Raw genomic sequence first — 20,353 nt, forward strand, 5'->3', positions numbered from 1 at the left:
CCTTGGTCTGGAATACGCACAAATCATCCACTGCGCCGGATTTGTTCTCGGAGTTCCCTGAATCTACATAGCTGGCTTCAAGCCCCAGGCTGCTGTATTTCACGGGAAAGTCCTGAGAGGCCAGAGCCAGCGAGGGCAGGGTTAACGCTGCGGCAATCACTGCAGTCCTCAAGGTTGGCATAGCTGAAACTCCTTGTTGTTTACTGACGTTGCTTGTCGTTTTCGATTTGTGATGCTAAGTATAGCACTGTATATCCGATATTATTTTTCGGCGTTGCCCGGTGATTGTCTGCCACCAGGGGCATCCGGTAGCGCCCGGAGTTGATCTGGTGGCCAGGGAGGGCGCTATGAACAGTAGCCTGCACACAGTAAACGCTAGCATGATCATTTCATGGTTGGTTATTGCTGGATTGTTTTTATTGGTTATTTTTCAGTACCGGGAAGTAACCCGCTACCGGCGTAGGTTCAATAGGCTTCTTGGCGAAAGACTGGGCCTGGATGGTGAGGGGAGAGCCCCCCATTCCACCCAAAGCTGGTTTGTCGGCGAGTTGATGTTGCCGGTTATTCTGCTGGATACCGCGAAGGCCCGTGTGCTCAGCATCAGCCCCGGTGCCCGTGAATGGCTGGCGGGCCTGGGAGTTTACCGGCCGGAAACCTTCATAGAGCGACAGCTTGCCGATAACGACGGCGAGAACCTGAGTTTTCGCGAGTTGAAGGAGCAACTGAGCCTCCGCCACCGCCAATCGGTGAGCTTTATCGACCAGGTTGAACTGGTGGATGATGTGGGGCGTACCCGGCGGCTTGCCATCAACGTGACCTCGCTGCCGCTGGCCTGCACACGGGGCGATCAGTTGCTGGTATTCGTGTCTGGCGTGATGTCAGAAACCGGTGATGACACCGCCTTTCAGAAGTTTTATCAGCTGATTGGCGCCACGCTCACCCAGCCCAGCCTGCCGCTGGCCCTGAACTCTATCTTGTCTGCCCTTGCCAAAACCACCAGCCAGCCTGTTAGCTTGTCGGTGAGCATTTACCGTCCGGAAACCGATAGCCTGGAGCTCACAACCCGCAGGGATTTGCCGGATGCCCTGACCGACCCCCTTAAAACAGCCGCAGCCGGTTACGGCCACGGAGTGCATGCCACTGCCGCAATACTGGACCGGCCGGTTTTGCAAGACCTGCGCAAACCGAACGATTCGGTGCCAAGAGCCCTGGCAGCAAAAATGATGGCAGCGGGCGTAACTTTCTGGGCATCCTGGCCGGTATGTGGGCTCAACGGCCAGTTGCTGGGCACATTAGATGTATACGGTAACAGGCCGGGGGTGATTGACCGGTTATCCGGGCGGGTTCCGCTGGCCATTCACCTGGCTGCCGCCACGCTGGAGCGCCATCACGCCGCGAGGGAAGTGCAGGCGCGGGTGCAAAGCCTGGAGCGGCAGGCCCTGTTTGATCATCTCACCGGCCTGTACAGCCGGGGGAAAACGGAAGAGGCCATGCGCCAGGCCATTGCCCATGCCCAGCGTTACAAAAAGCCGCTTGCGCTGGCAATGTTTGATATCGACCTGTTCAAACGCATCAACGATACCTGGGGCCACGACATGGGGGATGAAGTGCTCCGGTCGCTGGCAAACAGGGTTCGACAGACCGTTCGTGGGGCGGATGTAGTTGGCCGCTGGGGTGGTGAAGAGTTTCTGTTATTGCTTCCGGAAACCCGCCTGGAAGATGCCATGCTGGTGGCTGAAAACATTCGCAAGAAAGTGGAAGACTGCATCTACAGCCCGGTGCCGGTGGTTACCGTTAGCCTGGGCGTTGCGGGCTACCAGCTGGGCGACACGCCGGAAACCCTGGTTAAAAAAGCGGATGAAGCCTTGTACGCCGCCAAGGAAGCCGGGCGCAACCGGGTGGTGGCGCACACCGGCTCAGGTTACAGGGAGGCTGCGTCTTGATGTTCGGTTGCCGGCGCCTTGAAGCTGACTTTTGTGCCAGGCGGAATCACGGTGGTTTCGTCGGTACGAATGGCGTCCATATTGAACACGGTAAGGAACTTCGCAGCACCAAAGCGGGTTTGCACATCGTAGGCGATGGCATTCAGCTCGTTGTAGGGCGGCAGGGCAACCAGCTTGTCCAACAGGTCCATCCGGTTGGAGGCTTTGCGTGGGAAGTCTTCGTTGGGGGCGCCTTCTTCATCCAGCCAGCGATTCCAGTGCTGGTTTATATCATCCAGCACTTCCCGGTTAGCCCGCTGGGGCAGGTTCAGGAACCGGCAGTGGCCAAAATTATCCAGCTTCTGTTTGTTGGCATCCCACTCGCCGATATCGATTTTGACGTCGGCAAAGCAGACTCCGGCACCAGAGCTGGCACTCTGGCGGACTGCAGCGCCAATCAGGCTGCCTGGGCCTTTGTGGCCGTACAGCAGGGTAACGCCCTTGGTGGGCAGCCGGAAGCCGTCATGCTGGAAGTAGTCTGGCCTGCAAATAATATGTGTGTCGGGCTGGGAATCACCCTCAAAAAAGAAGAACGTTTTGGCCCCGATAACAGACACGTTAGTGAATCCTTGTGACAGTTCAGTGCGCCCCATGCGGCGCTACGGCAAAATTGCCAGACTCAATAATTGGTTATGTTAACATCGTACACATTTTCAGAAAAACATACCCTATACCATACAGGTACTGTGCATGCAGCAATCCAGAAGCCGGCAATCCCGGAATGAGCTGACCCACCCCTCGGCACCGATCAGTGGTAATACGCTGATGAACCTTAAACTGGTTCTCGAAAGTGTAGTTGGTGATGGGGAAGTCCGGGACCTTGACCTTGCCATGTTGCTGAACGTGCCGGTAAACCGCCTGGGCCGCCTGAAAAAGGCCGGTGCCCCCGCTGGCGCTGCTGAAACGCCGGAACCGGATGACGAGCAGGATGATGCGGCCGCCGCGACGATTCGCCCCAACCAGGCCATCCTGGTTCGCCTTCTTCTGAAACGCCCGGAATACGCGCCGCTGACCATGCGCCCGGGTAATGCCGAGATGTTCGAACTGATTTCTCCGCTGATGCCAGGCACGGGCAGCAATGGCAAGATGGCCGGCAAGCAGGGGTACGCGCCGCTGTTTGGCCGCTCCTACGTGTCGTCCTACAAAATGCTGGCCGAGGCGGAATCCACCAGCTTGCCGGTTGTCCGTTTGCAGTTGTTGATTGTTGGCCGGCTGGGGGAAATGTTCCGGGAGCTGTGCCTGACAAAAGTACAGCAGGCCGCCAAGAACGTGCCGGACTATGTCTTGCAAAGCCTGAAGCACGATGCCGGTTGGCAGCTGCTGAGAGCCAGGGACTCCCTGACCGACTGGATGCCGGATGTGGTTTTCGAGGAATTCAGTGCCGAGCTGCTCAGCCAATGGCGCACCTGGTTTAACGAATGCTACCTGACGGTACTTCGCGACGAGGCGTTGTCACGGGACCTGGACCCGAACAAGGTGATGCTCAAAGGTAACTGGACCAACCGGAAGAACGTAGAGCCGGCAGATCTCCAGAACTACGACCGCGCTACGCAGCCGATCCTCGGGTGTGAAGACAGTCTGTTCAGTATCTTCCGGGAAAGCTTCGGGCTGACCAGTGCTGAAGCTTTCTGGGCGCTGGGGCTGCAGGTGAAAGCGTTTTACCGTTTCCGCCAGCGCGCCCGACAGCGCATCGACGCACCATCCGCCCTGCTGGTTCGCTACCTATTCCGTTACCCGGACGACATCCGCCACATTATTCCTGCACCACCCAGTGGCGAAAGCATCCTGCAAACTATTCAGCAGGACGATCCCGCCTTCCGCACCAGCCAGCTGGGCCCGATGTTTGGCGCCTCCCGGGTGATGAGCTACGAATTTGCCGCCGACCAGCACTCGAGCCCCTTCTTCGCCCGCCGCCTGGCCACCATTTATGCCGAACAGAAGCGTCGGGGTCAGCCGATTTATGCCCAGTTGCGGCAGTGTGTGGAAGACGAGCTGAAAGCCAGGGGGCTCGATTCCAGGGAATTCTGGCGTGACGGGCGGTGGAACCCTTGAGTTTCAAAAGTTAGAAGATGCAGGTTTGTGTAACGGCGTGTGTCAGTCGTGTTGCTGGCTTGGCCCCTTACGACAATAGATGAAGAAAGGATCACTTTTTTTACAAGATTTTGCACCCTTGGAGCTGTACAACTTGTAATAAGTAGATATCATCAGGGTATAAAGATGATACAGGTCAACATTGGATAACTTGATCGATGTTAAGCGGCGAATTTGTCGCTTAGTGGTTTGAAGTTCAATCAACAACAGTAAGTCAGAGGTGATCAGTTATGAAACTCGATAAAGCAGCAGTTGCTCGGATTAAGAATGCTACGCCTAAGAAGCAGCAGAAGGGGGCTTCGTCGCTGGAATACATTATGTTGGCTGCGGTGATTGTTGCTGTGTTAGCGATCCTCACCAGTGATAACCAACTGGGCAATACAGTTAGGGATGCGTTTACGGCTCTCTTTACAGAAGCTACCAAGACCGCCACCGATACCCTACCCTTTGAATGACGGCAAATGATTTGGTAGGCTTTTAGCCCGGGGGCTGCTTGAAAGGTGACGCGTCATGTTTGGGATAGGCTGTGTTTTTAATAGTCGGCAAAGCGGCGTGGTGGCACTCGAGTTTATCTTGGTTTTTCCCTTACTTGTGGGACTGCTTTACGCAGGCCTTGTATACGGCATGTTGTTTTTCTCCAAAGTAGAGCTGCAGAGGGCTGCAGACGCTGCAGTTACCTCTGTGTACTATTTAGATCGCCGTGATTTGGAGCCCGAACATTACCAGGATTTTGGGCAGAAAGTTCGAGCTCATGCGGATGAGGCGCTACGCAGAGCGGTTGTGCCTTTGGTTGGTCGTCTCTCGGTGAACGATGCAGCGTGTGACACCCAGGAGGTCGGGGGGGATCCTGTAAAGGTCGTAATGTTGGAGTGCAGTCTCACTGCAGCTCCCATGAAGGATAAGGCTTCATTCCTGCCCCAGCTCAACCTGAGCTTCTTGGGCAACTTCCCTCCGCAACCAGCCACTCTGTCTGCAAAGGCGGCGGTAACATTTTAATAATCCAATAACAGGGAGCTTTGGCTCCCGAAATAACAAGGACAGGACCAACGATTATGAGGACAAGGCTCGTGTCCACCCTGCCAGCCCTGCTGCTGGCTCTGGTGGCGATCATTCTGGCGGTTGTGGGGTTGGTCAGATACAACGATCAGCCTGCAGCTACCTCATCATCGGCAACCGGTCAGGTTGCCCGGTCTGAGCCGGCCGGCGAGAAGGAGCCGGAAAAGCCGACATTCACCTACCTGTTCGCTAAAGAGGATATCGAAGCCGGCACCGAGCTGAAGCCGGAGTTGTTCTCTGAAGTAACCACCACGGTTGAGCTGCCGGGCGCCCTCGCTAAAGACTCAGCGACCTTCGGCGAAGCTATCCCCAATCCCCTCAAAGCGGGTGCCCCGCTGACCGATTACGCCATGGAAGACGCCAGCATTCTGCAGCGCGAGCTGCCGGAAGGCATCCGTGCCGTGGCCTTCGATCTGAACCCCTTGTCTGGCATCGGTGGCCTGTTGCGCCCTGGTGATCTGGTTGATGTGGTGGCTACCTTCAAAGGTAACTCCGCAGACAGTGCCCTGAGCACCGTGTTGCTGCGGGAAGTCGAAGTGCTGGCCATGCGTGGAACAACCGATCCGTCCGGTGGTGCTGATGACGATGACCGTCGGCGTAACAGCACCATGGTGCTGGCAGTGCCGGAAGCCGAAGTGAACCGCCTCGCCCTAGCCTCTGCGGAGGCAAACCTGCGTTTTGTTGCCACCCGGCGCGGAGTATCCATGGCGGAGCCTGTGGAGGGTGACGGCGAAACCGAAGTGATCGCCCAGACTGATCAGAAACCGCAAGAGCCGGAAGCCATCTTCCTGGCCGACATTCGCCCTCTTTCTCCGGAAGCAAAGGCCAAGAAAGAAGCGGAGGAAAAAGCCCGGCGTCAGGAAAAGCAGAAAGAGAAAGACAACGGGCTGAAGGTCCAGATCTTTGAAGGTTCCGACACAAGGACAGTCTATGTTCGCTGATAAAACGAAAATGGCCCTTCGGGGGCTGGCTTGTCTGATGCTGGCGGGGTTGCTGTCTTTCACCGCCCATGCCCGGGACGAAGCCCCGATTGCGCTCAGCCCCGGACAACAGCATGTGCTGGTGTTTGCAAAAGAACTGGAGAAAGTCGCTGTGTCCAGCCCGGATGTGGCGTCCGTTCAGGCCAGTGCCGAAAGAGAGGTGTTGGTAACCGCGAAGGCAGCGGGTGAAACAACGGTCCGTGTATGGCTAAAGGGTGATGACACCCCTCGGGTGACGGACTACGCGGTGTCTGCCATGGCGGGCAAGCGTCAGCCGGTGCCGATGCAGGTGCAAACAGACATCCGGGTAGTGGAAGTGAACCGCCAGGAACTGAATACCCTTGGCTTTCATTACTCCAAACTACTTAACGGTGGGGAGAATGCGTTTGGCCTGTCTCCCAATGGTGGCGGGTTCACCAGCCCTGGTGGCGTCCCCGGAACCGCTCCCGGGCTGGGATCTGAGGGCTTTAACCTTTTCAGCTTTGGCCCCAGTTCACTGACGGTCATCAACGCCCTGGAATCCGGCGGTTTCGCCTACACCCTGGCCGAGCCATCGCTGGTCAGCCTGAGCGGCCAGAACGCAACCTTCCTGTCTGGCGGTGAGTTCCCGGTGCCTATCTCCGGTGATAACGGCGAGGTGGAAATCGAATACAAGGAATTCGGTGTTAGCTTGTCTTTGACGCCCACCGTGGTAGACGAAAACCAGATCATCCTGAAAGTCGCGCCGGAAGTAAGCGACCTTGATTTCACCTCCGGCGTATCCTCCGGCGGAGTGTCTGTTCCCGGGCTTCGGGTTCGCAGAACAGAAACCATGGTGTCCATGGCCCCGGGTGAGAGTTTTATCATCAGTGGCCTGGTTAGCCGCAGCACCTTCAACAACAGCGACCGTCTGCCGGGGCTGGGTAACATCCCGATTCTGGGCGCACTGTTCCGCTCTGACCGCATTTCCAACGAAGAGCGCGAGCTCATCATGGTGGTTACCCCCAGGCTGGTCAGCGCCGTGCGGGAGCTTCCGGAATCGGCGAAGAATTTTGGCAAGAAGTACGAGTACAGCAGCACGGAGTGGGGCGATATGGTCATCAACCCCAGAGAAGGAACCGAACCTCTGGAACATGGCCTGAGCTGGTAAGGAGCCCGACACCATGAGTGAAACCCTGATTTGCGTTGTTGAAGATGTCGGAGTGCGTGTCTGGCTTGAGCGTGTCATGGAAGATGAATGGAGCCTGGAATTTGTTTCCGCCTCTGACCTTTCCCGGGTAAGCCGGCTGGCTTCGGCAAGCGGTGCCAAACTGGCCCTGGTGGCCATCAGCGAGGATGACCCGGAAAAAGCGGTAAAGCTGTTTTCGGCCCTGCACCAGTCCAACCCGGGGGTTACCCTGGTTGGGGTTGCCCGGCATATTTCCCAGGACGCGCTGCTACAGGTAATGAGGGCAGGTGCCCGGGATTGCCTGATCACCGCCGTGGATTCAGACCGGGCGAGGGAGCGGGTCCAGAGCCTGGTCAATGAGGCGGCCGCCGAGCGCCAGCAAAACGGTGAGCAAAAACGCCGAAGCATTACCCTGGTGGTTGGTGCGTCTTCGGTGGTGGATACCCGTTTCTTTGCCCAGAACCTGGCGAGCGAGTTGAACGACCTGTATCCGGAGCAGCGGGTGCTGGCGGTAGACACCATGGCCACAGAGAATCACGCTTTCTACTTCGACAGCCTCAGCCGGTTGTCGCTGAACGATCTGGTCAACCGCACGGATTCCATTGACGAATCCTTCGTTAATACCGCACTGGAAGAATGCAGGCCGGGGCTCCGGCTGTTGTCTGGCCAGATTATGGCGGACCAGCTCTCCGGTGACACGGCAGCGGACCTGTTCATTGCGATCTCCCGGCTGGCTGAGTTGTTTGATCACCTGATTATCCGGGTAGTGGAACACCAGTCTGCAGATTGGCTGAAAATTCTCGGGGCTGACCTTTCACGGCTGATGATTGTGGCCAATCCCATGGTTGAGCATGTGCAGTACGTGGAGACCATGCTGGCGGGCACAACCCAGTTGCTGGGCAGTAATTGCCAGACCAACGTGGTGATCGACGGCTTCGACAAGAAAGCCACGCTGGCGCTGGCCGATATGGAAAAACGGATGGGCACCCAGGCAAGCCTGAAGCTGCCCCTGGACTGGCTCAACCGGCTGGACACCATCAACGCTGGCGTACCCTTGTCGGCCTTGCTGCGGCGCTCGTCCTACCAGAAAGGCCTTGCCGAGTTTGCGAAGCGACAGTACAGCGAGCAGTCGTCTGGTGCCGGTGCTCTCGGCTTCTTCAAAAAACGTGCGGCGGGCAAGGAGTAAACCGTGGCTACTCGTATCGATGAAGAGTACCAGCAGCTGAAAAAGCAGGTGCACAGTCATCTGATCGAGCGGCTGGAAGAAGAGGGCATCGAAGTAGAGCTGGCTGAAAAAGCCCAGCTGGAGCACTTTGTGCAGGCCAATGTGGGCCAGTACGTAGCAAGCCAGCGAATTCCTCTGGCTACCGCAGATCAGTCCATGCTGGCCCGGGAAACCCTGGATGAGATCGTCGGTTTTGGCCCGCTGGAACCGCTGCTGGATGACCCGCAGGTGAACGACATCCTGGTGAACGGGCCCAACAGCATCTTCGTGGAAGTGGCCGGGGTACTGCAAAAAGCCCAGACCCGCTTCATCGACGACGACCACGTCATGCGCATTATCCGCCGGGTTCTGGCCCCGCTGGGCCGGCGCCTGGATGAAAGCAGCCCGATGGTGGATGCCCGCTTGCCGGACGGCTCCCGGGTGAATGCGATTATTCCGCCTATTGCCCTGGATGGCCCGTCTATTTCCATCCGGAAGTTTACCCAGAAACACCTCACTGCCAGCGACCTGGTCAACCTGGGTTCCATGACCCGGGAATGCCTGGAGCTGCTTACCGGGATTGTCCAGAATCGCCGCAACCTTCTGGTCAGTGGTGGTACCGGTACTGGTAAAACCACCATTCTGAACCTGCTCAGCCAGTTCATCCCCAAGGATGAACGGATTGTGACCATTGAGGACTCGGCAGAGCTGCAGCTTAACCACCCCCATATTGTCCGTCTGGAAACTCGGCCCGCAAACGCGGAAGGAACCGGTAAAGTGGCCGCCCGGGATCTGGTAGTCAACGCCCTGCGTATGCGGCCAGACAGGGTCATCGTGGGCGAGGTGCGTTCCGGCGAAATTATCGAGCTGCTTCAGGCCATGAATACCGGGCATGAAGGCTCCATGAGTACCATTCACGCCAACTCCTCGAAAGACGCGCTGATCCGGATTGAAACCCTGCTGGCGGTGAATGGCTATGATGCCGGCGAGCGGGCCATTGGCCGGCTTATCGGTTCGTCGCTGGATGTGATTGTGCAGCTTGCGCGCCTGCCAAATGGCCGGCGCCTGGTGAGTGAAGTCGTCGCCATGACGCCGACCCGCGATGATCCGTACCAGATGGAAACCCTGTACCGGGCCAAGGAGCTGGATGCCCAGGAAATGGCGGGAGCCCAGCTGTGAGTGTTCAGGTGATCTGGCTGGCAGCGCTGTTCTTTGGCGCCCTCGCGGTTGTGGTTATGCTGCTGCAGCTGGTGATCGGCCAGGTCCGCCATGACAGCAACCTGAAAAAGCTCAGTAAGAACCGGCTCTATCCGCAGATTGTCACAGAAGACCAAAAGAAAGCCGGTATCGACATCGGGCCGCTGGAGCAGCTGCTGATTCGCGCCGGTATCCGCATGTCGGTAACCAAAGTGGTTGTGGTTGCGGTACTTTTCTTTGGTTCCCTGATCGGTGTTTATGTCTACCGTGGGCCCATTGAAGCCCTGGTGGCCCTGGTGGCCGTTGTGCTGATTGGCGTTACCCTGTGGCGGGTGAAGTTCGAGCGCCTTCGCCGGCAGATCTTCGAAGAGCTGCCGGGCATTGTGGATGCGGTACTTCGTTCTTTAGTGGCCGGTCGCTCGGTGGAACAGAGCCTTCTGGTAGCCTTTGCCGATGCCTCCGATGTATTCCAGCCCCTGAGCTTCCGCTTGCGGGGCGCGGTCAGCCAGGGCCGGGACTACACCCGCATCTTTGACGACTTCGCCGAGTTGTACAGTGTTCCTCCGTTTACCCAGATTGCCATTGCCCTGCGCACGTCTGCCCGTTTCGGCTCGTCGGTTCGCCCGGTTCTTCAGGAAGTCTCCAAGGCCATTCGTGCACGGCAGGAACTGCGCCGGGAGTTTATGGCAGCAACGTCAGAAACCCGTTTCACGGCCGTGGTCTTCGCCATCTTGCCGCCTGCTATGGGGGCTTACATCGTTTTGATGAACGAAGAGTTCTCGGAGGCGCTGCTGCACACCAGTACCGGCCACACCATGATGATAACCGCCGGTGTGCTGCAGGTACTGGGCACCCTGTTGATCTGGAACCTTATCCGGGGGGTGGGCCGTGGATAACCTTTGGTTTGCGGCGGCTATCGTGTTTGCCATGGCGTCTGTGCTGTATGCCCTGGTCTGGGCGCCTGCCTGGGCCATGCGAGCGCGGGTGACGGCTCGGTTACAGCGCCGGCATCTGTCGGCAGATGATGCCCGCGAGGATTCCCCGCTGGCAGGTTTTCTGTACTGGCTGGTAGAGAAACCGCTGTTTGCCGGGGATTTCCGAGAGCTGGAGCCGGCACTGGATGCCACAGGGAAAACACCGCTACAGGCCCGGGGCCATTATGTGTTGATGTGCTGGGTGGTTCCGGTTGTGGTGGGGGTGATTGGCTATATCACCAGCGACTTGCTGACCTTACTGATTGCGTTTGTGCTGGCCTTTTATATTTCACGGCAGCTGATTCGTGCGGCTGGCCGCACGGCGGAAAAGCAGCAGAACCGTGAAGCCATCGAGCTGTGCCAGATGACCCGCATGCTGATGCAGGCGGGCCTCAGCCCGGAGCGGACCCTGAAGCTGATTGCCCACCAGGCCCGGGACCTGATGCCATTACTGGTGCGCCGTATTGACCGATTTAATCGAGTGATGGAAAGCGGCGCAGACCGAACCCGGGCGCTGGATGAGTTGGGCCACAACCGCAACCTCACTGTGCTGCGTAACTATGTAACCATTCTGAAGCAGGCCGGTAGCCTGGGGGCTGGGGTGTCCAGCGCCCTTGAACAGATTATTGCCGAGGCCCACCACGAAGAACGCAGCAAACTGAAAGAAGAAACCAACCGTGTGGGGGCCAGGATGACCATCATCATGATGGTATTTATGTTGCCGTCACTGTTCATATTGATTGGCGGGCCGGCAGTGCTTTCCATTATGGATGCGCTGCAGCGGTAATCGACGAGTGATCACCAAGCTTTCCGGAAAGGAGCCATAGATGAAGTTCAAGAAAGTTGCCCGGTTACCAGCGATGGCGGTTTTTGCCGCGACCCTGGTGTCTGGCTGCGCCATGACACCTGAGACAGACGGTTCCGCTGACAGGGCAGACCGGGATCAGGGAGTGCTGCTCCATGTGAGCTGCAAGACCAACATGACGCCGGAGCACCGGGTGGAATTGGAAGCGATCGATTCCATGATGGAGCGGTCCAGAAACTACGCGGCATTGGCAAGGCTGGAAGAGCTGCCCTTCCAGACCCAGCACCACTGGCTGCGCTGGGCCCAGCTGCTTGCCAAAGTGGAGCAGCTGGATTATTCCGAAGAGGTTTACCAGCAGATTGCCGAAAGCTGTGACAGTGCACAGGCCTATCATGGCCTTGGAGTGGTGTATGTAAAGGGCAACAAGCTGGAAGAGTCCCTGACCGCACTGGGTACCGCCAAGGCCAAGGCGCCGGCCTCCTCCGATATCCGCAACGATTTTGGCGTGGTGCTGATGCAGACCGGTTTCTATGGCCAGGCAGCGTTCGAACTACGCACGGCCTACGAGTTGTCTGGCGGCAGCGAGACCACCGGCCGCAATATGGTGGCGGCTTATTACCTTCAGGGCGGAAACAGCTCCCTGGCCCGGTTGCAGCAGGACCTGGGGTTGAGTGACCAGCTGCTTGCCGCCGGTAAGGAATTCTCCAAACGCTTTGCAGGAGGTTCACGATGATCCGCATGACCTGCCTGGCTGGCGCACTGGCGCTGGCTGCCACGTCCGCGCTGGCAAACCCGCCGGATAATGATCTTGGGCTGGCGGGCGTAAGCTTTGACCAGGATGACCGGACAGAGGCGCGTAAAGCCATGGACGAACAGGCGCAGCGGCCTGCCCGTGGTGGTGAGCTGAGCTCCACTATTTATATCAAAACCCAGGAGCGGCTGGCGAAGTCTTTCGAACAGCCAATCCGGGACAAGATTGGCGAGACCACCAGTGAATAAGATCCGTCGTCAATCCGGGGTGCTGGTTTTCCTGACCCCGTTTTTGATGGTGGCACTGGCCGTAGTCGCCGTGCTGGCCATGGACGCTGCCCGCCTGTATTCGGTGAAGGCAGACATGCAGCGTGTGGTGAATGCGGCGGCTACGGCTGCTGCAGATGAGGCTCAAGCTTGTAGCATGAATGCAGATATCGGCTTGATGAAAGCTAGAGCGCTTGTTGCAGCTAGGCAGGTAGGCTTTAACGGTAATGCCGAAGAGCTGGAAGTTTTTGCAGGCGTATTTGAGCCTGCTGGTGATGGCTCAAGTACGTTGAGTTTTACTCCCCAGAGTGACATTGATAAAACAAACGCAGCGGTTGTTCGTTATAAGCGCCAGGAGCGATTGTCATGGTTGTTGCCAGAATGGTTGTTTCCACCAGTAGAGTTGTCTGTTAACGCTGGGTCCCGCAAGGAGCTCTATGCTGCCCTGAGCGCGAGTGCATCGACGCTAAACCTTGAGGGGGGGCTGCTTGGTAACCTGCTGGGTGCAGTCCTCGGTCAGAGTAACTATTCACTTGATCCGACAAGTCTTCAAAGCCTTGAGTCAACTCTTTTGGGAGTTGGGGATCTGTTGACGTTGTTAGGCTTGGCGGATGTTACAGCTCTGCTGAATGCTCCACTGGTAGACGTGCTAGATGCGACCGTAGATTTGGTTGGTGGAGTGACTACCCCTGTAGGAACGTTGGTTAGTGAGTTAGCGGAAAGCGGGGGTCTCTCCGGGCTTGATACGGGGGCGGTTTTGGCGGTTGCGGGAGACGCTGATGCTGCCAAGAACGCAGAATTCCCATTATATGACTTTATTGTAAGCGTCGTGTTGAATAGTGCAAAGGCGCTTTCTGATGATGGCCAGGGACTGATTAATTTATCTGTTGATCCGTCAGAGTCACCAGTGTTAGAAACACTGCTTAATAACTCCTTGCTTGGGAGTATTGATATCCAGCTAAGGCTAGGTATTGATAATCCGGCTCCGGTAGTAATTGGGCCTGCTCGTCAAGGTAAGAACAATGAATGGCTGACTGAAGTTTCGGCGACGGACATTTCTCTCGAAGCCTTAGTAGATCTCGAGCTGTCCATCGGATACATAGGGGATCTCATCAGTGCTTTGACGTTGAATATAGTTAAAGCAGAGACGTTAAATGACATCCGCATACCGCTAGTTGTTCAAGTGGGTGGAGGGTCGGCTGAGTTTACTGGAGCCCAGTGCGCCCGAGGTGGCTCCAATGAAGTCGATTTGGCGGTTTACGCGAAGCCTGCAGTTGCAAATGTTGAAACCGGTACGTTATCAGCTGTTGGGGATCTTGTGCGAGAGCCAATTCATGCGACCATACTAAAGCTTAGTATTGCTGAGCAGCCTTTGTTGAACGTTTGTGTGGATGCGGACCTTGGAGCAAAACTCCCCGTTGTTGAAGATGAGCGATACGTTCAAGGCTACCCTCTTCGTTGTCCAGATGGCGACTGTAGTCGTGTGTTAGAGAGTAGCGGGCCGACTTGGGTTAAAGGGTTGGATGTGCAATTGGATAACTTGGCTTTGGATTGCGGGGAAACGAGTCTTTTGAGTATTTTGAATCCGGTGATTGACCTATTGAAGCCGGTTATTGAAACGTTGTTGAATATCGTTACCACGGTCGTGCTGCAAGGAATTATTTCTCCGTTGTTGATGCTCCTCGGTGTGGATTTATCAGGCCTTAACGTGGCTGTGGTTGGAGCGGATCAGTTAGGTAATCAACTCATAGAGAATGTAGAAATGTAAAGCCACAAGCGCTTGCATTGCACACCATGAGTAGGAGCGAGTATCCTCGTGGGCTCGAAATCATCAACATATTACGAAAGCCGGCATCGTCAGCTTTTACTAAACCGAAAATAGGGCAGGGCGCAGTGCGCAAATTAGTTTGGTTGCCAATGGTTGCCGCGATTGCATCCGGTTGTGCGGTAAGTTCTCATACACCCGGGCAGAAAGTGACGGGTGTATACGCTTATGAAGTTGGTTCTGGATCGGAGCCAAAACCATCCAGCATCCGGCAGGAGCCGGAACTGTCAGAGCCGGAAGCCGTAGATGCGTCTCCGGCTCGTGAGAGCGTCAAGGCGGCAACCGCTCCATCGGAGACCGTAGCCGAGCCCAGCCTTGAACCACCGCAGTCTGCCTCACAAGCGGTGGCCGGACAATCCGTTTCGCCTGCTGCGTTGCTGTCTGCCCAGGCAGAGACAGGTGAAATCGATATTCAGCCGGGCCAGTGCTGGGTCTACGCTCAGATCCAGCCCCGGCCGGTGCAGGAAAGTGTTCAGGTTAAGGTTCGGGATTCCGAGGTGCGCCTGGATGTGACCCCTGCGGAGTTTCGCCGTGGCGTGAAAAAGGTGGTAACCCGGGAAGGCACCAAAACCTATCGTGTGAAGCCCGCCACTTATAAGGAAGTCACTGAAGAAGTGCTGGTCAAGCCGGAAACCACCAGGCTGGTGATTGAGCCTGCAGTGTATGAAGAGGTTGAGGAAGAGGTGGTTCTGGAAGCCGCCCGAACCGAACTGGAGCCCTGCCGGACCTCCGGTGCTGTGGCTTACGGAAATGCCTCACCGGCCTTCGGGTTTTGTGCGGTAGAGATTCCTGCCCGAACCAAGACCGTGAACGTCACCAAGCTGGTGAAGCCGGAGACCACCCGCACCGAAGTCATCCCCGCCGAATATAAAACGGTGACCCGTTGGGTGGTTGATCAGCCGGCGCAGGTGATTCCGGTGAAAACGGATGATGAGATTGAAGCCTTTGAGGTTTCTGAAGTGGTGGAGCAGCCGCAAACCCGGGAGACTGCGATTCCTGCAGAAACCCTGCAAATGAACGTGAAACGCTACGAAGGTAAGCCGAGGATTGTTGCCCGACAAGCCGTGTGCGACCGCAACCTTACCCGGGACATGGTCAGGGAAATGCAGGAAGCACTGGTGGAGCTTGGTTACGACGTTGGCGAGATTGATGGCTTGCCGGGCCCGGATACCATTGATGCACTAACCCTATACCAGGTGGATAACGGCCTCGCCTCTGGCGCTATAACCATTGAGACCGCCGAACGCCTGGGCGTTCTTGACTGAGCGCTATCATGATTTCTGAAGCACTGCATTTACCCCTGACGGGCCTTTTGGCCGCCCTCGCAGGGGGAGTGCTTCTTTTGGCGCTGATGCAAAGACGCAAGCATCAGCGCCGACACCGTGAGCTCCAGCACGAGTTCTACGACCTTCGCAGGCAATACGCCTCCGCCCAGGAGGATTCCCGCGCACAGCTTGATCAGCTTCCCGCCGTTATTCTGATTTTTGATCGCCAATGGCCGAAACTTCTCTTCGCTAACCGCCTCGCCAGGGAGGTTTTCGGGTGCCAGACCGAAGAGCAGCTGATGGACCGGTTGTTTAGCAAGCCGGATGCCTGGTTGCTCGGCCCCCACAGCCTGGTGGATTTTGAAGATTGGCTGGCCAGCGCCCGGGATTTCGGTATGGCCCGGCGGGAGTGGTGTTTTTCCACCGGGCCGGATGAAAGCCTCTGGCTGGATTGCGAGGTGGGCAATACCATCTTTGCCGGGCAGCCGGCACGGTTGTTTTCCGGGGTGAACATCCACCATCGCAAGATGGAGAGCATCGCCGATAACCTGCGTGAACGGGCGCTGTTCGGGATCAATGCCGGCCGCCCCCTGGATCGCCTTATTGAAGCCGCGTCCAAGTTGCTGGAAGTTCAGATTCCCGGTACCCGCTGCATTGTTTCCCTTTACGACGAGCAGCGTGACGTTCTGGTTTCCCAGGGTAATTCCGGTTTTGCCAAAGAGTTCTGTACCCAGATACCGTCTGTGCCGGCTCGTTTCGGTGCTACCTCCATTGGTTCGGCCGCCCATACCCGCGCAAGGGTGACCACGGAATCCATCTCTGGCGACCACCAGTGGCAGGGCTACAGTCAGCTTTGTCAGGAGCTCAACGTAGACGCAGCGTGGTCTGAGCCGGTGCAGGATCAGCACGGAAACCTGCAGGCGGTGATCACCCTGTTCAGCCCGGCGCCCCGAAAACCGGATAGTGCGGTCATCCAGCAGTTCTCATCGGTGGTGTCTTTGTTGGGGCTGGGGATTGAGCGGGAGCAGTGGAAGCTGGCGTTGGAGGCTTCGTCTGCCCACGAGCGCTTCGTTCGCGAAATCGGTGTCGAGATTGTGAATGTGCGTGCCGACGATTATGCCCCTGGCCTTCAGGAGGTGGCTCGTCGCATCCAGGCACACTATGGCCTTGGTGCCCTGAATATCTGGCAGGTAGAGCCGGATGAGAACCTTCTGGTGCCTGTGGCCGGAACAGCGGGGCCGCAGCCCGGAGAGAGTGGCGCCAGCACCCTGCAGGTGCCGGTTGACTGGTTTGAAGGTGTCTTCCGCAGCCGGGAGCCTAAGTATGTCATTCCCCAGGATGAGCTGTATGCCCGTATCCGCCATAGCGGGCCGCCCAGGCCGGTGCTGGTGGTGCCGCTCTATAGCGATGCCGCCCGTGGCCCTTTGTTGGGACTTCTTACGGTGGAGTCCCGCCACCAGTATGTGAAGAAATCCAGTATCGAATACCTGAGTGTGATTGGTTCGGTTATCAAAACCAGTCTGATCAATCGCCGTTTGATGACCAGACTGTCTGATGCCGCCGATACTGAGCGCCGGGCACGGCAGAAGCTGGAGGGTGAACTGGATGTGGCGAGGAATATCCAGATGTCGATGGTGCCGGGTTCGGGTTCTTACCTGCAGCAGTTTCGGGCCTGGAACATTGAAGCCTGGCTCAGCCCTGCAAAGGCGGTAGGCGGCGATTTCTATGAGTTGATTGCCTTGCCCCAGGGTCGGTTGCTGGCGGCGGTAGGGGATGTGTCCGACAAGGGTGTGCCGGCGGCCCTGTTTATGGCCAGAACGGTGAGCCTGTTGAATTTTCTGGCCCGTAGTAAAGATGGTAACCTCCGGGATATTGCCGAGGGCCTTAACCGGGAGCTGTGCCGGGGCAATGATGCCTGCATGTTTGTAACGCTGGTGCTGGTCCTGGTGGACCTGGCTTCGGGTAAGGCGGACATGCTGAGTGCCGGCCATACTGCACCGCTTCAACGATTTCGGGGCCGTCTGCCGCTGTTGTGGCGAGGGGAAGTGAGTGCCCCGCTGGGCCTTTATGACGATGTGCCATTCACCGCCGCACCGCTGGACATCCCGGACGGCAGCAGTCTTGTACTATACTCGGATGGTGTAACCGAGGCCTTCAACAAGGACGGTTCAGAGTTCGGTGAAGACCGGTTGCTCAACCTCGGCCACAGGGCCGATGGTTCGGGCGACAGCTTTCTGGCCCATATGCGCGGGCAGTTGTCTGAATTTACAGAGGGCGCCGAGCAGTCAGATGACATAACGATAATGACCATCAACCATCACGGCTTTTAGGTATGAGACTCAACGTTCATCCGGCAGACCCCGTCAGTTATGTGCTGGTAAACATGGCGGGTGAGTTTGAGAGGCATAACGTGGGTGCTGGCGTTGTACATGATTGCCAGGTAATCATAGACGAAATCTACGCCAACCTCCGGGCCCATGTGCTTCCTGATAACCCGGACCTCACCTGGGCCATCACCCTCAATCCTGCCGAAGACCACCTGGAGCTGGTGGTGGAATACCCGGGCCCTTTTTTTGATCCAACCCGGCCATTACCTGTGGGCTACAGGCAGCCGGCCGTGCGCCCGGAAGGCGGTATGGGGTTGTATCTGATGTCGGAACTCAGTGATGATCTAAAGCACACGTACCATCGGGGCGTGAATACCCTGACTATCCGAAAGGAACTTGGCAGTAACTACAAGGAACATTCGTTATGCCGCTAAACATCAAGGTGGCCCAGGAAAGCGACGAAGCGCTGGCCCTGATGCTGACAGGGTCAATAGACAGCGATACCGCACCTGAGCTTGAAGCCACACTGGCAGACATGGTGCACCCGCAGATTTCCTATGTGGGCCTGAACATGGCCGGGGTAACCTTTATCAGTTCTGCCGGCTTGAGGGTGGTGTTCAAGGTGCTCAAGCAGATGAAGGCGCGGGAGGGCCAGCTACTGGTAACGGAGATGAGCCCCCGCGTGGAAAAAGTCTTCGAGATTGTAAAAATGATTCCGGACCTGTCGATATTCGCCAGTCACCAGGAAATGGACGACTATCTGGCAGTGATTCAACAGCGCGAAAGCGACGAGGGGTAGGCATGGCAATAATTCTGGACGGGTCGCTCGGTATTCAGCGTGATGAAGAACAGCAAATCGCGAATATTGAATGGTTCCTGTACGGCTTGCCGGACACAGAGGCCGCGCCGGAAGACGTGGTGTTCCTGAATGAATCCTTCGGTACAGACTCGCCGCAGATGGTGAGCTTTACGCTGGAAGGCGAAGAGTATGCGGTTTATGCAGACTGGCAATCCGTGGCTGACCGGGCCAATGCCGTGTCTGTGCGGCAATTTTATAAAGAGTACGGATATATACTGTTGTCGGGGCTGTTGGAATCCAATAGTCTAAGCGATAAACCGAAAAAGAAAGAATGGCTGGTTCCTGTTCAATACTTTGATGACTATGTGACGATGGTCAATAAGTTGTCGCACCCGGCCTGATATTTTCGGTCAATAAATTTGTCTGGAGACATAATGTGGCCACAGTCTACGATCAGCAGTATCTGGAAACCGTAAAAGGTATGGCCCGGGCCGGTATGGAAATACGCCTGGTGGTGGGTGACAGCCTGCGACGTAAAACCGGGCAGACGGCCGGTGCGATGCCCGCAGAGCTTCGTACTGACGTATCGCGCCTTGCTGAGTGCACCCTGGAGCTGAGCGAATTCAGTGCCGAGCAGCTGGCTAGCCGTACTAGCCGTAGTGCTGACGCATCGCCAGCCCGGACCACAACTGGCGCGGGCCATGAAGTGGAGAGCTGACTCCGGGCTTCAGTATTTCCGGAGAGTGCTGTTGCACGAACTCAACGGTTGCGGCGGATGGCAGGGGCGGCGATAACCAGAATCCCTGGGCATAGTCACAACCGAGAGCCTGGAGCAGTTGCCATTGTTCACGGCATTCCACGCCTTCTGCGGTAACGCTTAACCCTGCCTTGCGCGCCAGCCCGATCAACTCCTGCACATGTCGGCGGCCGGCATGACTGTCGATTCCGGCGGTGTCTTTCTTGTCTATTTTCAGTTCCCTTGCCCGAAACAGCTCCATTCTTGAGGGCTGGTTGTGGCCCTGGCCAAAATCATCCAGCGACACCTCAACACCGTAACGGGCAAGGTCTTTGAAGGCCTTTATGGCCTGCTCGGTATTGTCCAGCGGGGCGGTTTCGGTGAGCTCGAACATAATGCGCGGGTGCAGGGTAGACGACAGAATGCGCTTAACCGAGCGCAGAAAACCTTCGTTCCCCACGCTGCTGGCGGACACGTTTACCGATACCGGCTCCAGGTTGAGCCGCAACCATGCCGGCCATTGGCTGATTTGCCCCAAGGCCTTCGAAAGCACATGGCAGTCCAGCTTCGGCGCAAGCCCCTGCTGTTCTGCGCATCGAATAAAGTGGTCTGGCTGTTGCCAGGGTTTTGCGCTGCGCGGGCCGGGCCATCGGGCCAGCACCTCTACACCGCAGGCCGCTCCGGTCGCCACGGAGAACTTGGGCTGATACACCAGTGCCAGCCCTTCGGTATCGATTACATCACGAAGAAAACCTGCCTGTGCCTGCCCGGATGGTTCTGAATTGGCGACTGATGTCATGATTCGGCCTTTGTTATGTATTATCGAATGACATATTCTATACCTGAATAATACTTTAATGTCAATTGCGTCAAATGGCGGTAGGGGCAGTCCTTGTTGTCATTAGAGTCAAGGTAAAAATATAGATAGTCATGCTATATTAATCAAAA

At 56.8% G+C, this 20,353-nt stretch carries 21 protein-coding genes and 1 pseudogene; 19 read left to right on the forward strand and 3 right to left on the reverse strand.

Going from position 1 to position 20,353, the window contains the following annotated elements; all coding sequences use genetic code 11:
• Positions 1-181: pseudogene (locus Q668_RS17115) on the reverse strand (hypothetical protein); the annotation flags it as partial.
• Positions 182-419: 238 nt separating this feature from the next.
• Between Q668_RS17115 and Q668_RS16620 the strand changes: the two are divergent.
• A complete protein-coding gene (locus tag Q668_RS16620; protein ID WP_161628527.1) occupies positions 420-1,943 on the forward strand; it encodes a GGDEF domain-containing protein in 1,524 nt (507 codons plus the stop codon).
• On the opposite strand, the gene Q668_RS11880 is transcribed toward Q668_RS16620, so the two are convergent.
• Positions 1,922-2,539 carry a hypothetical protein gene (locus Q668_RS11880; RefSeq protein WP_022989827.1) on the reverse strand — a complete coding sequence of 206 codons (618 nt, stop codon included), beginning with the start codon at positions 2,537-2,539 and terminating at the stop codon, positions 1,922-1,924. The two genes, Q668_RS16620 and Q668_RS11880, sit on opposite strands and share 22 nt — an antisense overlap.
• A 133-nt stretch (positions 2,540-2,672) precedes the next feature.
• Here Q668_RS11880 and Q668_RS11885 point away from each other — a divergent pair, with 133 nt between their 5' ends.
• The 18 genes from Q668_RS11885 (at position 2,673) to Q668_RS17120 (ending at position 19,387) form a co-directional block, all read left to right on the forward strand.
• The gene (locus Q668_RS11885; RefSeq protein WP_022989828.1) at positions 2,673-4,034 is read left to right on the forward strand and encodes a hypothetical protein; all 1,362 of its coding nucleotides are present in this window, start codon (positions 2,673-2,675) and stop codon (positions 4,032-4,034) included.
• Positions 4,035-4,303: 269 nt separating this feature from the next.
• On the forward strand, positions 4,304-4,528 hold the full coding sequence (locus Q668_RS11890) for a Flp family type IVb pilin (protein WP_022989829.1): 225 nt from the start codon (positions 4,304-4,306) through the stop codon (positions 4,526-4,528).
• Between the two features lie 55 nt (positions 4,529-4,583).
• On the forward strand, positions 4,584-5,069 hold the full coding sequence (locus tag Q668_RS16625; RefSeq protein ID WP_022989830.1) for a TadE/TadG family type IV pilus assembly protein: 486 nt from the start codon (positions 4,584-4,586) through the stop codon (positions 5,067-5,069).
• 56 nt (positions 5,070-5,125) lie between these two features.
• A complete protein-coding gene (gene cpaB, locus Q668_RS16630) occupies positions 5,126-6,070 on the forward strand; it encodes a Flp pilus assembly protein CpaB (RefSeq protein WP_081697598.1) in 945 nt (314 codons plus the stop codon).
• Positions 6,060-7,238, forward strand: a complete 1,179-nt coding sequence (locus Q668_RS11905) for a type II and III secretion system protein family protein (protein ID WP_022989832.1) — start codon at positions 6,060-6,062, stop codon at positions 7,236-7,238. The genes cpaB and Q668_RS11905 overlap by 11 nt, the downstream gene beginning before the upstream one ends.
• Positions 7,239-7,251: 13 nt before the next feature.
• On the forward strand, positions 7,252-8,442 hold the full coding sequence (locus tag Q668_RS11910; RefSeq protein WP_022989833.1) for an AAA family ATPase: 1,191 nt from the start codon (positions 7,252-7,254) through the stop codon (positions 8,440-8,442).
• A 3-nt stretch (positions 8,443-8,445) separates the two neighbouring features.
• Complete coding sequence (locus Q668_RS11915) at positions 8,446-9,639, forward strand: CpaF family protein (protein WP_022989834.1); 1,194 nt, start codon at positions 8,446-8,448, stop codon at positions 9,637-9,639.
• A complete protein-coding gene (locus tag Q668_RS11920) occupies positions 9,636-10,553 on the forward strand; it encodes a type II secretion system F family protein (protein WP_022989835.1) in 918 nt (305 codons plus the stop codon). The genes Q668_RS11915 and Q668_RS11920 overlap by 4 nt, the downstream gene beginning before the upstream one ends.
• Positions 10,546-11,418, forward strand: a complete 873-nt coding sequence (locus tag Q668_RS11925) for a type II secretion system F family protein (RefSeq protein WP_022989836.1) — start codon at positions 10,546-10,548, stop codon at positions 11,416-11,418. The genes Q668_RS11920 and Q668_RS11925 overlap by 8 nt, the downstream gene beginning before the upstream one ends.
• Positions 11,419-11,458: 40 nt before the next feature.
• Entirely contained in the window at positions 11,459-12,169 is a 711-nt protein-coding gene (locus Q668_RS11930) for a tetratricopeptide repeat protein (protein WP_022989837.1), read from the forward strand.
• Positions 12,166-12,435, forward strand: coding sequence for a hypothetical protein (locus Q668_RS11935; RefSeq protein ID WP_022989838.1), 270 nt, complete (start codon positions 12,166-12,168; stop codon positions 12,433-12,435). Before Q668_RS11930 ends, Q668_RS11935 begins: the two co-directional genes overlap by 4 nt.
• Positions 12,428-14,221: a hypothetical protein gene (locus tag Q668_RS11940; protein WP_022989839.1), complete on the forward strand. Its 1,794-nt coding sequence runs from the start codon at positions 12,428-12,430 to the stop codon at positions 14,219-14,221. Before Q668_RS11935 ends, Q668_RS11940 begins: the two co-directional genes overlap by 8 nt.
• 206 nt (positions 14,222-14,427) lie before the next feature.
• On the forward strand, positions 14,428-15,543 hold the full coding sequence (locus tag Q668_RS11945; protein WP_161628528.1) for a peptidoglycan-binding domain-containing protein: 1,116 nt from the start codon (positions 14,428-14,430) through the stop codon (positions 15,541-15,543).
• An 86-nt stretch (positions 15,544-15,629) separates the two neighbouring features.
• Positions 15,630-17,873 (forward strand): GAF domain-containing SpoIIE family protein phosphatase, encoded by a 2,244-nt coding sequence (locus Q668_RS16635; protein ID WP_227498353.1) that lies wholly within the window; start codon positions 15,630-15,632, stop codon positions 17,871-17,873.
• Positions 17,874-17,875: 2 nt separating this feature from the next.
• On the forward strand, positions 17,876-18,304 hold the full coding sequence (locus Q668_RS11960; protein WP_022989843.1) for an ATP-binding protein: 429 nt from the start codon (positions 17,876-17,878) through the stop codon (positions 18,302-18,304).
• A complete protein-coding gene (locus Q668_RS11965; protein ID WP_022989844.1) occupies positions 18,295-18,669 on the forward strand; it encodes an STAS domain-containing protein in 375 nt (124 codons plus the stop codon). The genes Q668_RS11960 and Q668_RS11965 overlap by 10 nt, the downstream gene beginning before the upstream one ends.
• A 2-nt stretch (positions 18,670-18,671) precedes the next feature.
• Positions 18,672-19,070 carry a hypothetical protein gene (locus Q668_RS11970; RefSeq protein WP_022989845.1) on the forward strand — a complete coding sequence of 133 codons (399 nt, stop codon included), beginning with the start codon at positions 18,672-18,674 and terminating at the stop codon, positions 19,068-19,070.
• A gap of 35 nt (positions 19,071-19,105) precedes the next feature.
• Positions 19,106-19,387: a hypothetical protein gene (locus Q668_RS17120; RefSeq protein ID WP_152521785.1), complete on the forward strand. Its 282-nt coding sequence runs from the start codon at positions 19,106-19,108 to the stop codon at positions 19,385-19,387.
• On the opposite strand, the gene Q668_RS11975 is transcribed toward Q668_RS17120, so the two are convergent.
• On the reverse strand, positions 19,320-20,204 hold the full coding sequence (locus Q668_RS11975; protein ID WP_022989846.1) for an EAL domain-containing protein: 885 nt from the start codon (positions 20,202-20,204) through the stop codon (positions 19,320-19,322). The two genes, Q668_RS17120 and Q668_RS11975, sit on opposite strands and share 68 nt — an antisense overlap.
• Positions 20,205-20,353 lie beyond the last annotated feature (149 nt).

This window comes from Marinobacter sp. ES-1, from assembly GCF_000475255.1.
GTDB classification, from domain to species: Bacteria; Pseudomonadota; Gammaproteobacteria; order Pseudomonadales; family Oleiphilaceae; genus Marinobacter; species Marinobacter vinifirmus.